Source organism: Streptomyces sp. BK022 (assembly GCF_004217355.1).
GTDB classification, from domain to species: domain Bacteria; phylum Actinomycetota; class Actinomycetes; order Streptomycetales; family Streptomycetaceae; genus Streptomyces; species Streptomyces griseoluteus.
The window spans coordinates 528129-540495 of sequence record NZ_SHKU01000003.1 but is presented as its reverse complement, the minus strand read 5'-3'; the positions used below and the strand labels follow the sequence as shown (position 1 = coordinate 540495).

The window sequence follows — 12367 nt, the reverse complement described above, 5'->3', positions numbered from 1 at the left end:
AACCTCACTCTGAGCTGGTCAGATGAAGGGTGAGGACAGCCTGGACAAGGCTCGTGATCCGGGTGGTCGAGCACCGCAGTTTGCGCAGGAGCCGCCAGGATTTGAGGGTGGCGACGGCCTGTTCGACGAGGGCCCGGATCTTCGCGTGGGACCGGTTGACCGCCTGCTGGCCTGTGGAGAGGGTCTCCCACCGTCCCCAGCACGGGATGCGGACCGTGCCGCCAGCACCTCGGTATCCCCTGTCGGCCCAGCACCGGATGTCTGCCTCGATGAGGGCGTCGATGATGCCGTGTTCGCGGGCCGCGCGGACGTCGTGGAGGGCGCCGGGCAGGGCTGGGGACGCCCACAGCAGCCGGCCGAAGGGGTCCGCGATGACCTGCACGGTCATCCCGTGCCTCTTGTGTTTGCCAGAGTAGAACGGCCGGTCCGCGGCGATGCGGTCGATGGTGAGGAAGCGGAGGGCGGAGCTGGACACGTCGGCGCCCGACGGGTAGACAAGCACGTGAAGCCTCTGGTGGAGACGGTTCTCTTGGTCGAAAACCCATCTACCAGAGGCTTCACCACGTTGTCAGGCCAACTGCCGCACCTCGGAACCAGGTTGGAAAGGCTCAGTGGCTGAGTTGAAGTCATACGAGGTTCCCGATGCGTGTGTAGCTCTGGGCCTCGCTCCGGGAGATGTCGGCGAGGCCAACGAAAGCAAGCGCCGCTATGTCATGAAACGGCTGCGCCCGCTGGCGGTACCGGAGTTGACCGCCGTAGCCCACAGGGTCCTCGACGAGTACGAAGCACCAGAGCTGGAGTCAGTTCTTGCTTCCCTGAGCATGACCGGGCCCGACGGAGGATTCAGGAACCTAGCTGCCCGGCAAGGTCCGGGTGGTCCTGGAGGTCGATGGACAACAGCATTACTCAGTCGACGGCAAGGCGAGCCCCGCACTGTATGCCGAGATGGTGTCCGAGGACCGGAAGTTGAAGCTGGCCGGCTACGAGGTCTTCCGCTTCGGTGGCCATGACCTCGACCGACGTGATGGCCGGTGGTCATACGCTTCTTCCGAGAGCTCTTCGGGCGCTACAACGTAGCCCTGCCACCTGCCGCGCTGGCGCCCACGCGCTGGATGCGATCCCACATCAGGGCGCATCGGCCCTGGTGGCCGTGCCTGACGGGCGAGTTGGGCGTTGTCCGGGCCTTGGGGACTTCACCGTGGATCGTGCCGGACGACTTGTGGGAACGGATCGAGCCGCTGCTACCGAAGAGGGAACGCCGGTTCCGCTACCCCGGTCGTCTGCCGGTCCCGGATCGTCAGGTGCTGTGCGGGATCCTGTACGTGCTGCACACCGACATCCAGTGGGAACACCTCCCCAAGGAACTCGGCTTCGCCTCGGGTATGACCTGCTGGCGCCGCCTGAGAGACTGGAACGAGGCTGGCGTCTGGCAACGCCTGCACGAGGTTCTTCTGGCCGAGCTGAACGCGGCCGCCCGGCTCGACTGGTCCCGCTGCGTCGTCGACTCCTCCCACGTCAGGGCTCTAAAGGGGGGGTCCACACGGGCCCCTCACCGGTCGACCGGGGCCGCGCCGGGTCCAAGCACCACCTGATCACCGACGGCCATGGCACTCCGCTCGCGGTAATCCTCACGGACAAAAACCGTAACGACGTCACCCAGCTGATGCCGCTGCTGGACGCGATCCCACCCATCCGCAGTCAGGTGGGCCATCTACGCCGCAAACCTGACTCCCTGTTCGCCGACCGCGGCTACGACCACGACATCTACCGTGACCAGGTCCGCGCCCGCGGCATCGAGCCCGCTATCGCCGACGAAACACGGGCCACGGAAGCGGACTTGGCGTCTACCGGTGGGCGGTAGAGCGCACCTTCGCCTGGCTGCACGGCTTCCGGCGACTGCGAGTTCGCTGGGAACGCCGGGCCGACATCCATGAAGCGTTCCTCAAACTGGCCTGCTGCCTGATCACCCACCGGCAACTTCGGACGCTCTGTTAGCTACTGGCGCTATCCGTGTAGAGGCAGAAGGGGTGACTGGCAGGGTCGAGCATCACCGTGACGTTGCCCTGCGGCTGATACTCGGCCTCCCGCGCACCGAGCTCCAGCGCGTGTGCCACGGCAGCCTGCCGATCCGCGACTTCGAAGTCCAGGTGCATCGTCATCCGCTGAGCACCCTCCTGAGCAGGCCAGACCGGAGGGATGTACCCGTCCGATAGCTGGAAGGCTATGTAGCCCACGCTCTCTGCAGGTGCGACGGCTGCCCCATCAGGGTCTTCCTTGGTGATCTCCCAGCCCAGTAGTTCCGAGTAGAAGTGCGCGAGCGCTGGCGGATCGGGCGTCTCAAGCACGACGCCCCACCAGTCGTGTCTCGACATGCGAGGAGTGCCGGGCTCATGGCTGGGTCGTCCACGCATATCGCCGAGTACCTCCAGAACGCTCCGCTACAGATGTTGTTACGGGCCGACCTCTGGACCCTACCGACCGCCCGAGCATAAGAAGCAGCGTTTGCGCTCAAGGCAATTCACGCCTGCTGAGCCGATCTGTCTCATTGTGTTAGCCGCTCTTAGCCAGGCACCAGTTCCACCGCGACCGTCGAGAAGTCGAAGCGCAGATTACCGAACACGGTGTCCGGGCGCGGCCCGCTATCGCCGTGGTGATACTCCAACACGGCGCTCGTCAGGTACTCCCGGGTCCGGTGCCAGTCCAGCAGTTCGTCCGTGGCCACCGAGGTGACCCACTCGGGGAGATCCTCAGTCGGATCCTCTGCAGTGTGCAACGAGCACAGAAGCTGGTCCAGGGCCGCGTACCACTCCGCAAGCTGCGTCTGGTGGTGTCGTACCAGCTTGTCGACTCCCCCGGCTCCATCCTTGGCCGCTACCGCACGGAGATCCTGACCTCGGAGGCAGGATTCGCGGGTCTCCTGCCTACGGTCCACATAGCTGGCGTACTGCGGCCTGAATTCCGGTGGAATCCGGGCACCTTCGCGGCTTCCCCAACAGGCCCGGAAGTAGTCCGCGTGCCAGGTCGGCACCTCGGACCGCGGCACCAGCCGCACCTCCGCATCCCCGTCGGACACCGTGTGGACGGCGTTGCCGACCCGGCACCAGGACGCACCATCGGCGAAGTACTCCCGCAGCGATTCCCCTAGTTCATCCAAGTCTCCGAAGTACCCGCTCACCAGTGCGACTGACGCACTAGTGACAGGAAGACCATTGAACGCAACGTTCAGGGCCGTGATATCGAGTCGGTCCTCGGGCAGCCAGATCTTCACGTGGGTCATGATCGGAGCGTCCCGTGCCCCCAGGAGTGGCGGACCGTAGGCACACCGGCAGATCACCTGACTGCGCTGGATCGGGTCAGTCCCCTACGAAGCGCCACCACGATGTGCCTCTATCCACGCACGTCAGAGACCCCTACGCAGTTCGTTCGACGCCGTCAGGCACAACGGTGCCCATCGCCCACTCGACCGCGGCCACGACTTCGTCGTCCGAGGACTCCAGCAGGTATCCGTAACGGTCGACGGTCGTGGTGATGGACTCGTGTCCGAGACGAGCCTGGATCACCGGCAGCGGCACCTTGCCCGCGATGAGCCATGAGGCATGGGTCTGGCGGAGGTCGTGGATTCGGGGCCGCTTGTTGAGGCCGGCGGCGTCGGCCGCTTCCAGGGCCGGCTTCCAGCGGTGCGCGTGGAACACTCCCGAGTGCCAGGCACCTCCCTCAGGGGCGGTGAAGAGGAGGTCGTTCGGGGCCTTCCCCTCACAGCGCCGCTGAAAGAGCTGGACCTGGTCGGGGGTAGGCACGAGGGTACGGCGCGACTTCTTCGTCTTGGGTGCCCCGAGGAACGTCCCTCCGCCCTCGCCTCGCCGCTTCCAGGCTCGCTGGACACGAAGAGTCGGCCGCTTCGACACGAGCGTCAGGTCGCGACGCTGAAGCGCTGTCACCTCTCCCCAGCGGAGTCCGGTGCTCACGAGAACGTCGATGACGTCCACAGCATCAGCGCGAAGGCACGACCGGAGAAGCGCGTACTCCTCGGGTTCGAGGAAGACCTCGTCGTCCTCGGTGTCGTTGCCCTTGGGGAGTCGGGTGTGTGCGCACGGGTTCGAGTCTCGCAGCGAGGGCTCGGCATCGACGGCCGACTGGAGAATGCTGAACAGGAGCCCGTGCTGGTTACTGATGGTCTTAGCGGCGTAGGGGCGCCGCACGGTGCCCTTGGGATGCAGGGGGCCAGGCCGACCGTTCTGGAGGTCAAGGATCCACTGGCTGACATGGTCTCGGGTGATCTTGTGCCCGAGGTCGGAGACGGAGTGCTCACCGAACCACGGCACCATGTGGTTATCGACAAATCTGCCGTAGTTAGTGCGCGTGTGGTCGGATATGTCGGTCAGCAGTCCTATGTAGGCGTGAGCGTAGGCCGGGAACATGTGCGAGTCCGGAACCTCCGGCTCCTCCAACTCGACGAAGCCTTGGCCCTTGATCCAACCCGGCGGCCATTGCTGTCCGTGACCATTGACCAGATCGCGGAAGCGCTTCGCAGAAGGCTCATCATCGAAGGTCTCGTTCTGCGCCGCACCGGTTCGGCTGCCTCCGGCCCGCCATACAACGTAGTAGGAGACGGCTCCTGACTTGTGTTCATGTGTCTTGATGGAAGCCATGGTGAAAATCCTACGAGGCACCGGTGCGGCAACGGTGCGTCAACGGCTTCCCGGCGTTTAGCGCGCCTGCGACGTTTCCGCAGGTCAGGTCGTCTCTGCTGAGGTGGGGCGGGTGGGACTCGAACCCACGGCCGACGGATTATGAGTCCGCTGCTCTAACCGGCTGAGCTACCGCCCCTCGCGGCGTGTCGCGTACAACTGTGCGCGCCGTCTGCCGCAGCATAGCCGCTCATACGATCTCCTGCTTCGGATGGTCGGCTTCCGCGCTGCTTCCCTGACCTGGAACGACTCCGCCGGGCTCCCCCAAGCCCTCCCGGAGTCGCCCGGACAGGGGGCCGGACATGAAAAAGGACCCCGCAGGGTCCTCGTCCACCGTCCTCGTTCAACGCGCTCCCCCGACTGGACTCGAACCAGTAACCTGCCGGTTAACAGCCGGCTGCTCTGCCAATTGAGCTACAGGGGACCGAAGCTCCCCCGACTGGACTCGAACCAGTAACCTGCCGGTTAACAGCCGGCTGCTCTGCCAATTGAGCTACAGGGGATCGCTTCGTCTGCATCGAACGCATCCACCTGGGTATTCGCCAGGGGGCGGGCGCTCGCTGCGACACATACATTAGCGCAAGCAGGGGGGTGCTCCGCCAATCGGTTCGCCTCCGGCGCCGGCACAGCACCACAGACCCCCGTCAGGGACTACGCAAGGAAGGGTGGCCCACATGCGCTACCGGCTCACGTTCGTCGCCGGACTGGCCGTCGGATACGTACTCGGAGCACGCGCCGGCCAGCAGCGCTACGAGCAGATCAAGAAGGCCGCTCGCGGGTTCGCGCAGAACCCCGCCGTGCGCAACTCCGCCGAGACGGCCGCCCAGCAGGGCAAGGTCTACGCGGGCAAGGCGCTGCACACGGTCAGCGAGAAGGTCGGGGATCACGTCCCCGAGTCCTTCACCGAGCGGGTCCGCTCCCGGCTCAGCCGCAACGGCCACGGCCGGCCGGCCGAGGACGACTGGGGCACCAGCCACCCCTGAACCGGCCACCTCACGCGCGTGCCCCCTGAGCTGCGGCTCCAGGGGGCACCGGCGTACCGGCCGGAGCAGCCCCCGCTCTACGGCAGAATTTGAGCCATGGGGATAGTCGCCGGGTTGGACAGTTCGCCCGCATTCACTCGCATCGTGGTCTGCGACACGGACACGGGGGCCGTGCTGCGCCAGGGGTACGCCCCGCATCCGCTGGACGTGCCGGACGGCGCCCCGCGGCCCAGTGACGTCGACCCGCAGGCGTGGCTGCTCTCCCTGGGGGAGGCCGCCGGCGGCGGCCTGCTGGAGGGCGTGCAGGCCATCGGCGTCTCCACGCAGGCGGGCGCCGTGGTCCCGCTGGACGCGCAGGGCAACACCGTGCGGCCGGCCATGGCCGGGGCGGACAAGCGGGCCCAGGTGGCCGCCGCCGACCTGATCGACGCGCTCGGCGGCCGGGAGGCCTGGGCGCAGGCGGTGGGCTGTGTGCCGCAGGCCGCGCGGCCGGTGACCAAGCTGCGCTGGCTGGCGAAGAACGAGCCGGAGAACGCCAGCCGTACCGCCGTGCTGCTCCAGGCGCACGACTGGCTGGTCTGGCAGCTGCTGGGGCGGCCGGTGCGCCGGACCACCGACCGGGGCGGCGCCTCGGGCACCGGGTACTGGTCCGCCGCCACCGGCGCCTACCGGCCCGACCTGGTCGAGCTGGCGCTCGGCCACCAGGTGGCGCTGCCCGAGGTGATCGGCCCGGCCGAGGCCGCGGGCACCACCCCGGAGGGGCTGCTGATCTCCGCCGGCACGGGCGAGACGATGGCCGCCGCCTTCGGCCTCGGGATCGGCCTGGGCGACGCGGTGGTCTCGCTGGGCGCGTCCGGGTCGGTGATGGCCGTGCACACCGAGGCGCTGGCCGACCAGACCGGGATGATCACCTCCTTCGCCGACGCCACCGGCATGCATCTGCCGGTCGTCACCACGCTGAACGCCGTACGGGCTCTGCGCGGCACCGCCGAACTGCTGGGCCTGCCCGACCTGGAGGCCCTCTCCGAGCTGGCGCTGCAGTCCACGCCCGGCTCGCACGGCCTGGTGCTGCTCCCCTACCTGGAGGGCGAGCGCACCCCCAACCTGCCGCACACCGCGGGCACCCTCACCGGGCTGCGCCGGGAGTCGATGAAGGCCGTGCACCTGGCACGGGCCTCCTTCGAGGGCATGCTGTGCGGGCTCGCGGACGCGCTGGACGTGCTGCGCGGCCGGGGGGTGGCGGTGCGCCGGATCTTCCTGCTGGGGCAGGCCGCCGAACTGCCCGCCGTACAGGCGATGGCGCCCGCCCTGTTCGGGGTGCAGGTGGTCGTGCCGCAGCCCGCCGACTACGCGGCGATCGGCGCCGCCCGCCAGGCCGCGTGGGCCCTCGGGGCCGCCCGGGGCACCCTGGACCCGCGTACCCCGCCCGCCTGGCAGGGTGCGGCCGCACAGGTGCTGGAGCCGGGTGACGAGCTGGCCGTGGGACAGGCGGTGCGCCAGCAGTACGTGGCGGTGCGGGAGCAGACGCATCCCGGGGCGTTCCGGGCGTAACCGCGCGTAACGTCCGGAGCCGGCGGGGCACCCGATGGGTTAATCGGTTGAGGTAACACCGGTGGAGTGTCCGACGATAGGGCCATGGGCGGTTCCACCGCCCCACCGCCGACTCCGAGAGACAAGCGTGCTCATACGACTTCTGCGGACCTGTCTCAGGCCCTACAAGAAACCCATCGCCCTGCTGGTGGTGCTCCAGCTCCTCCAGACCAGCGCCACGCTGTACCTGCCCACCCTCAACGCGCACATCATCGACAACGGTGTCGTGGCGGGTGACACGGGTTACATCCTCACCTTCGGCGCCCTGATGATCGGCATCTCGCTGGTCCAGGTCGTCTGCAACATCGGCGCCGTGTACTTCGGCGCCCGTACCGCCTCCGCGCTCGGCCGGGACCTGCGAGGCGCGGTCTTCGACCGGGTGCAGTCCTTCTCCTCGCGGGAGCTGGGCCACTTCGGCGCGCCGTCGCTGATCACCCGTACGACCAATGACGTGCAGCAGGTCCAGATGCTGGTCCTGATGACGTTCACGCTGATGGTCTCGGCGCCCATCATGTGCGTCGGCGGCATCGTGCTGGCCCTCGGTCTCGACGTGCCGCTGTCCGCCGTGCTGGTCGCGGTGGTGCCGGTGCTGGGCATCTGCGTGATGCTGATCGTGCGTCGGCTGCGGCCGCTGTTCCGGTCCATGCAGACCCGCCTGGACACCGTGAACCGGGTGCTGCGCGAGCAGATCACCGGCAACCGCGTCATCCGCGCCTTCGTCCGCGACGAGTACGAGCGGGGACGGTTCGGGAAGGCCAACGGCGACCTGACCGAGATGCAGCTCGCCACCGGCCGGATGCTGGCGCTGATGTTCCCCATGGTGATGACCGTGGTGAACGTGTCGTCCATCGCCGTGGTGTGGTTCGGCGCGCACCGGATCGACAGCGGCGGGATGCAGATCGGTGACCTGACCGCGTTCCTCGCCTATCTGATGCAGATCGTCATGTCCGTGATGATGGCCACCTTCATGTTCATGATGGTGCCGCGCGCGGAGGTCTGTGCCGAGCGCATCCAGGAGGTGCTGGACACCGAGTCCAGCGTCGTGCCGCCTGCGGCGCCGGTGACCGAGCTGCGCGGGCGCGGACACCTGGAGATCCGGAATGCGGGCTTCCGCTATCCGGGTGCCGAGGAGCCGGTGCTCCGCTCCATCGACCTGGTGGCGCGCGCGGGCGAGACGACGGCCGTGATCGGCTCGACCGGCAGTGGCAAGTCGACCCTGCTCGGCCTGGTCCCCCGGCTGTTCGACGCCACCGAGGGCGAGGTCCTGGTGGACGGCGTGGACGTCCGCGAGGCCGACCCGGCCCTGCTGGCCCGCACCGTGAGCCTGGTCCCGCAGAAGCCCTACCTGTTCGCCGGCACCGTCGCCAGCAACCTGCGCTACGGCAAGCCGGACGCCACCGACGACGAACTGTGGGCCGCGCTGGAGACCGCGCAGGCCAGGGAGTTCGTGGAGCGGCTCGAGGGCGGTCTGGAGGCGCCGATCTCACAGGGCGGCACCAATGTGTCGGGCGGTCAGCGCCAGCGCCTGGCCATCGCCCGCACGCTGGTCCAGCGCCCGGAGATCTACCTCTTCGACGACTCGTTCTCCGCGCTCGACTACGCCACCGACGCGGCGCTGCGCGCGGCGCTCGGCCAGGAGACGGCGGACGCCACCGTGGTGATCGTGGCCCAGCGGGTGGCGACCATCCGTGACGCGGACCGGATCATCGTGCTGGACGAGGGCCGGGTGGTGGGCTCCGGCCGGCACCACGAGCTGATGGCGGGCAATCAGACGTACCGGGAGATCGTGCTCTCCCAGCTGACGGAAGCGGAGGCCGCCTGATGGCCGGTCCCATGGGACGCATGATGGCCGGGGGCGGCCCCGACCAGCGGTCGATGGACTTCAAGAACTCGGGCAAGCGGCTGGTGGCCCAGTTCCGGCCCGAACGGGTCACCATCTACGGCCTGCTGGCCTGCGTGGTGATCAGTGTGGCGTTGAACGTGATCGGCCCGAAGATCCTCGGCCAGGCCACCGACCTGGTGTTCGCCGGCATCGTGGGCCGGCGGATGCCCGCCGGGGCGTCCAAGGAGCAGGTGCTGGACTCGCTGCGCGCGCGGGGCCAGGGCTCCGTCGCGGACATGCTGCGCAGCACCGACTTCACGCCCGGCCAGGGCATCGACTTCGACGCGGTCGGCCGGGTGCTGCTGCTGGCGCTCGGGGTCTTCCTGGTCGCGGGCCTGCTGATGGCGGTGGCGACGCGGCTGGTGAACCGGGCCGTGAACCGCACGATGTACCGGCTGCGCGAGCAGGTGCAGGCCAAGCTGTCGCGGCTGCCGCTGTCCTACTTCGACAAGCGGCAGCGCGGTGAGGTGCTCTCCCGCGCCACCAACGACATCGACAACATCGGGCAGACGCTCCAGCAGTCGATGGGCCAGTTGATCAACGCGGTGCTGACCGTCATCGGCGTGCTGGTGATGATGTTCTACGTCTCCTGGCTGCTCGCGCTGGTCGCGCTGGTGACGGTGCCGCTGTCCTTCGTGGTGGCCACGCGGGTCGGCAAGCGGTCCCAGCCGCACTTCGTGCAGCAGTGGCGCACCACCGGCACGCTGAACGCCCACATCGAGGAGATGTACACCGGGCACACCCTGGTGAAGGTGTTCGGCCGCCAGGAGCAGTCGGCGAAGCAGTTCGCCGAGCAGAACGACCAGCTGTACGAGGCCGGGTTCAAGGCGCAGTTCCACAGCGGGGTCATGCAGCCGCTGATGATGTTCGTGTCCAACCTGAACTACGTGCTGGTCGCCGTCGTCGGCGGTCTGCGGGTGGCCTCGGGCACGCTGTCCATCGGCGACGTGCAGGCGTTCATCCAGTACTCCCGCCAGTTCTCGATGCCGCTGACCCAGATCGCCTCCATGGCCAACCTGGTGCAGTCCGGTGTCGCCTCGGCGGAGCGGGTGTTCGAGCTGCTGGACGCCGAGGAGCAGGAGGCGGACCCGGTGCCGGGCACGCGTCCCGCCGAGCGGCGCGGCCGGGTGGAGCTGGACCACGTGTCCTTCCGGTACGACCCGGAGAAGCCGCTGATCGAGGATCTGTCGCTCACCGTGGAGCCGGGCCAGACCGTGGCCATCGTCGGCCCGACCGGCGCGGGCAAGACCACACTGGTCAACCTGCTGATGCGGTTCTACGACGTCACGGGCGGCCGGATCGCCCTCGACGGGGTGGACATCCGCACCATGTCCCGCGACGACCTCCGCGCCGGCATCGGCATGGTGCTCCAGGACACCTGGCTGTTCGGCGGCACCATCGCGGAGAACATCGCCTACGGGGCCTCGCGGGAGGTCACTCGCGGGGAGATCGAGGAGGCCGCGCGGGCCGCCCACGCGGACCGGTTCGTCCGTACGCTGCCCGACGGGTACGACACGGTGATCGACGACGAGGGGACGGGGGTCAGCGCCGGTGAGAAGCAGCTCATCACGATCGCGCGGGCGTTCCTCTCCGAACCGGTGATCCTCGTCCTGGACGAGGCGACGAGTTCCGTGGACACGCGGACCGAGGTCCTCATCCAGAAGGCGATGGCGAAGCTGGCCGACGGCCGTACGTCGTTCGTCATCGCCCACCGTCTCTCCACGATCCGGGACGCGGACACGATCCTGGTGATGGAGAACGGTTCGATCGTGGAACAGGGCGCGCACGCCGAGCTGTTGGCGGCTGACGGCGCGTACGCCCGGCTGTACAAGGCCCAGTTCGCGCAGGCGGTTGCCGAAGTCGACTGAGGCGGGGCGGGGGTGGGCGCAACTCGCCCGCGTTGGCGGGGTGCCGCTGCGCCCACCCGTGCCGCCCCGGCGGCACGATTGCCCGCAGCTGTGCGGGTGTTCAGTCCAGGTAGCCCCGGAGTTGGTCCGCGTACGCGTGATCCCGGAGCTTGCTGAGGGTCTTGGACTCGATCTGCCGTATCCGCTCCCGCGTGACACCGAACAGGCGGCCTATCTCCTCCAGGGTGCGCGGGCGGCCGTCCGCCAGGCCGTACCGGAGTTGGACCACCTTCCGCTCCCGCTCCCCGAGGGTGGAGAGCACCGCCTCCAGGTGCTGGCGCAGCAGCAGAAACGCGGCCGACTCCACGGGGCTCGCCGCGTCCCCGTCCTCGATCAGATCCCCCAGCGCGACCTCGTCCTCCTCCCCCACCGGTGCGTGGAGGGAGACGGGTTCCTGCGCCAGGCGCAGCACCTCACGCACCCGCTCGGGGGGAAGTTCGAGCTGGGCGCCGACCTCCTCGGGGGTCGGCTCGTACCCCCGCTCCTGGAGCATGCGCCGCTGCACGCGGACCACCCGGTTGATCAGCTCCACCACGTGCACGGGCACCCGGATCGTGCGGGCCTGGTCGGCGAGCGCCCGCGACATCGCCTGCCGGATCCACCACGTCGCGTACGTCGAGAACTTGTACCCCCGCGCGTAGTCGAACTTCTCCACCGCGCGGATGAGCCCGAGGTTGCCCTCCTGGACCAGGTCGAGCATGGTCAGCCCCCGTCCCACGTACCGCTTGGCGACGGAGACGACGAGGCGCAGGTTGGCCTCGATGAGGCGGCGCTTGGCCATGCGGCCCATGACGACGATCCGGTCCAGGTCGAGCGCCAGCCCGCTGTCGAGCACGGGCGTGGTGCCGAGCTTCTCCTCGGCGAAGAGCCCGGCCTCCACCCGGCGGGCGAGTTCGACCTCCTCGGCGGCGGTGAGCAGGGGGATGCGGCCGATCTCGCGGAGGTACTGCCGGAAGAGGTCGGCGGAGGGGCCGCCGCTCTCGGTGCGGGAGACGCCGCGCACGGGGGTCACGGGCTCGTCGTCGCCGGTCAGCGCCTCGGCGGGCGGCTCGGGCGCGTCCTCCGGGATGGCTTCCGGCGTGGATTCCGGGGCCGTCCCCGGGTCGCCATGGCTCTGCGCGGGCACGGCCCCGAGCAGGCCCGGCTCGGCACCGCCGTGGGCGCTGCGGCCCATCTGCGTGAGGGTGTGGGTCTGCACGGGGGCGACCTCCAGGATGATCGCTGCTCCGGGGGGTGTGCGGCAGCGGCGCGGCGGAGCGCGAAGTCGACGGCCTGCGCTCCGGGGACTCGGGCACCGCCCCCAGTGTGGGGTACGAC

8 protein-coding genes, 3 tRNA genes and 2 pseudogenes are annotated in these 12367 nt (G+C 68.8%); 5 read left to right on the top strand and 8 right to left on the bottom strand.

From position 1 onward, the window contains the following. Positions 1-4: 4 nt before the first annotated feature. Positions 5-445, bottom strand: a pseudogene (locus tag EV284_RS13950) (transposase family protein); the annotation flags it as partial. A gap of 757 nt (positions 446-1202) precedes the next feature. On the opposite strand from EV284_RS13950, the pseudogene EV284_RS13945 reads away from it, so the two are divergent. Continuing rightward, positions 1203-1995: pseudogene (locus tag EV284_RS13945) on the top strand (IS5 family transposase). Here EV284_RS13945 and EV284_RS13940 read toward each other — a convergent pair. The 6 genes from EV284_RS13940 to EV284_RS13915 all read right to left on the bottom strand — a co-directional run bounded on the left by EV284_RS13940 (position 1992) and on the right by EV284_RS13915 (position 5191). Beyond that, positions 1992-2372 carry a VOC family protein gene (locus EV284_RS13940; protein WP_207229024.1) on the bottom strand — a complete coding sequence of 127 codons (381 nt, stop codon included), beginning with the start codon at positions 2370-2372 and terminating at the stop codon, positions 1992-1994. The pseudogene EV284_RS13945 and the gene EV284_RS13940 sit on opposite strands and share 4 nt — an antisense overlap. 188 nt (positions 2373-2560) lie before the next feature. Beyond that, positions 2561-3277, bottom strand: a complete 717-nt coding sequence (locus EV284_RS13935; protein ID WP_130333801.1) for a hypothetical protein — start codon at positions 3275-3277, stop codon at positions 2561-2563. 133 nt (positions 3278-3410) lie between these two features. After that, a complete protein-coding gene (locus EV284_RS13930) occupies positions 3411-4649 on the bottom strand; it encodes a site-specific integrase (RefSeq protein ID WP_130333799.1) in 1239 nt (412 codons plus the stop codon). Positions 4650-4753: 104 nt separating this feature from the next. Then, positions 4754-4827, bottom strand: a tRNA-Ile gene (locus tag EV284_RS13925). Positions 4828-5039: 212 nt separating this feature from the next. Then, positions 5040-5112 (bottom strand) — tRNA-Asn (locus EV284_RS13920). 6 nt (positions 5113-5118) lie between these two features. Beyond that, a tRNA-Asn gene (locus tag EV284_RS13915) sits at positions 5119-5191 on the bottom strand. A gap of 171 nt (positions 5192-5362) precedes the next feature. On the opposite strand from EV284_RS13915, the gene EV284_RS13910 reads away from it, so the two are divergent. The 4 genes from EV284_RS13910 to EV284_RS13895 all read left to right on the top strand — a co-directional run bounded on the left by EV284_RS13910 (position 5363) and on the right by EV284_RS13895 (position 11011). Beyond that, positions 5363-5671 carry a YtxH domain-containing protein gene (locus EV284_RS13910; protein ID WP_130333797.1) on the top strand — a complete coding sequence of 103 codons (309 nt, stop codon included), beginning with the start codon at positions 5363-5365 and terminating at the stop codon, positions 5669-5671. A gap of 96 nt (positions 5672-5767) precedes the next feature. Further along, positions 5768-7222 (top strand): FGGY family carbohydrate kinase, encoded by a 1455-nt coding sequence (locus EV284_RS13905; protein WP_130333795.1) that lies wholly within the window; start codon positions 5768-5770, stop codon positions 7220-7222. Between the two features lie 127 nt (positions 7223-7349). After that, positions 7350-9083, top strand: coding sequence for an ABC transporter ATP-binding protein (locus EV284_RS13900; RefSeq protein WP_130333793.1), 1734 nt, complete (start codon positions 7350-7352; stop codon positions 9081-9083). Continuing rightward, a complete protein-coding gene (locus tag EV284_RS13895; RefSeq protein WP_130333791.1) occupies positions 9083-11011 on the top strand; it encodes an ABC transporter ATP-binding protein in 1929 nt (642 codons plus the stop codon). The genes EV284_RS13900 and EV284_RS13895 overlap by 1 nt, the downstream gene beginning before the upstream one ends. 100 nt (positions 11012-11111) lie before the next feature. Here EV284_RS13895 and EV284_RS13890 read toward each other — a convergent pair whose 3' ends face one another. Continuing rightward, complete coding sequence (locus tag EV284_RS13890; protein WP_278045832.1) at positions 11112-12269, bottom strand: RNA polymerase sigma factor; 1158 nt, start codon at positions 12267-12269, stop codon at positions 11112-11114. Positions 12270-12367 lie beyond the last annotated feature (98 nt).

Excerpts from the sequence above, each read along its gene's own strand:
- EV284_RS13940 (WP_207229024.1), bottom strand. The coding sequence starts at position 2,372 with ATGTCGAGACACGACTGGTGGGGCGTCGTGCTTGAGACGCCCGATCCG.
- EV284_RS13935 (WP_130333801.1), bottom strand. The coding sequence starts at position 3,277 with ATGACCCACGTGAAGATCTGGCTGCCCGAGGACCGACTCGATATCACG.
- EV284_RS13930 (WP_130333799.1), bottom strand. The coding sequence starts at position 4,649 with ATGGCTTCCATCAAGACACATGAACACAAGTCAGGAGCCGTCTCCTAC.
- EV284_RS13910 (WP_130333797.1), top strand. The coding sequence starts at position 5,363 with ATGCGCTACCGGCTCACGTTCGTCGCCGGACTGGCCGTCGGATACGTA.
- EV284_RS13905 (WP_130333795.1), top strand. The coding sequence starts at position 5,768 with ATGGGGATAGTCGCCGGGTTGGACAGTTCGCCCGCATTCACTCGCATC.
- EV284_RS13895 (WP_130333791.1), top strand. The coding sequence starts at position 9,083 with ATGGCCGGTCCCATGGGACGCATGATGGCCGGGGGCGGCCCCGACCAG.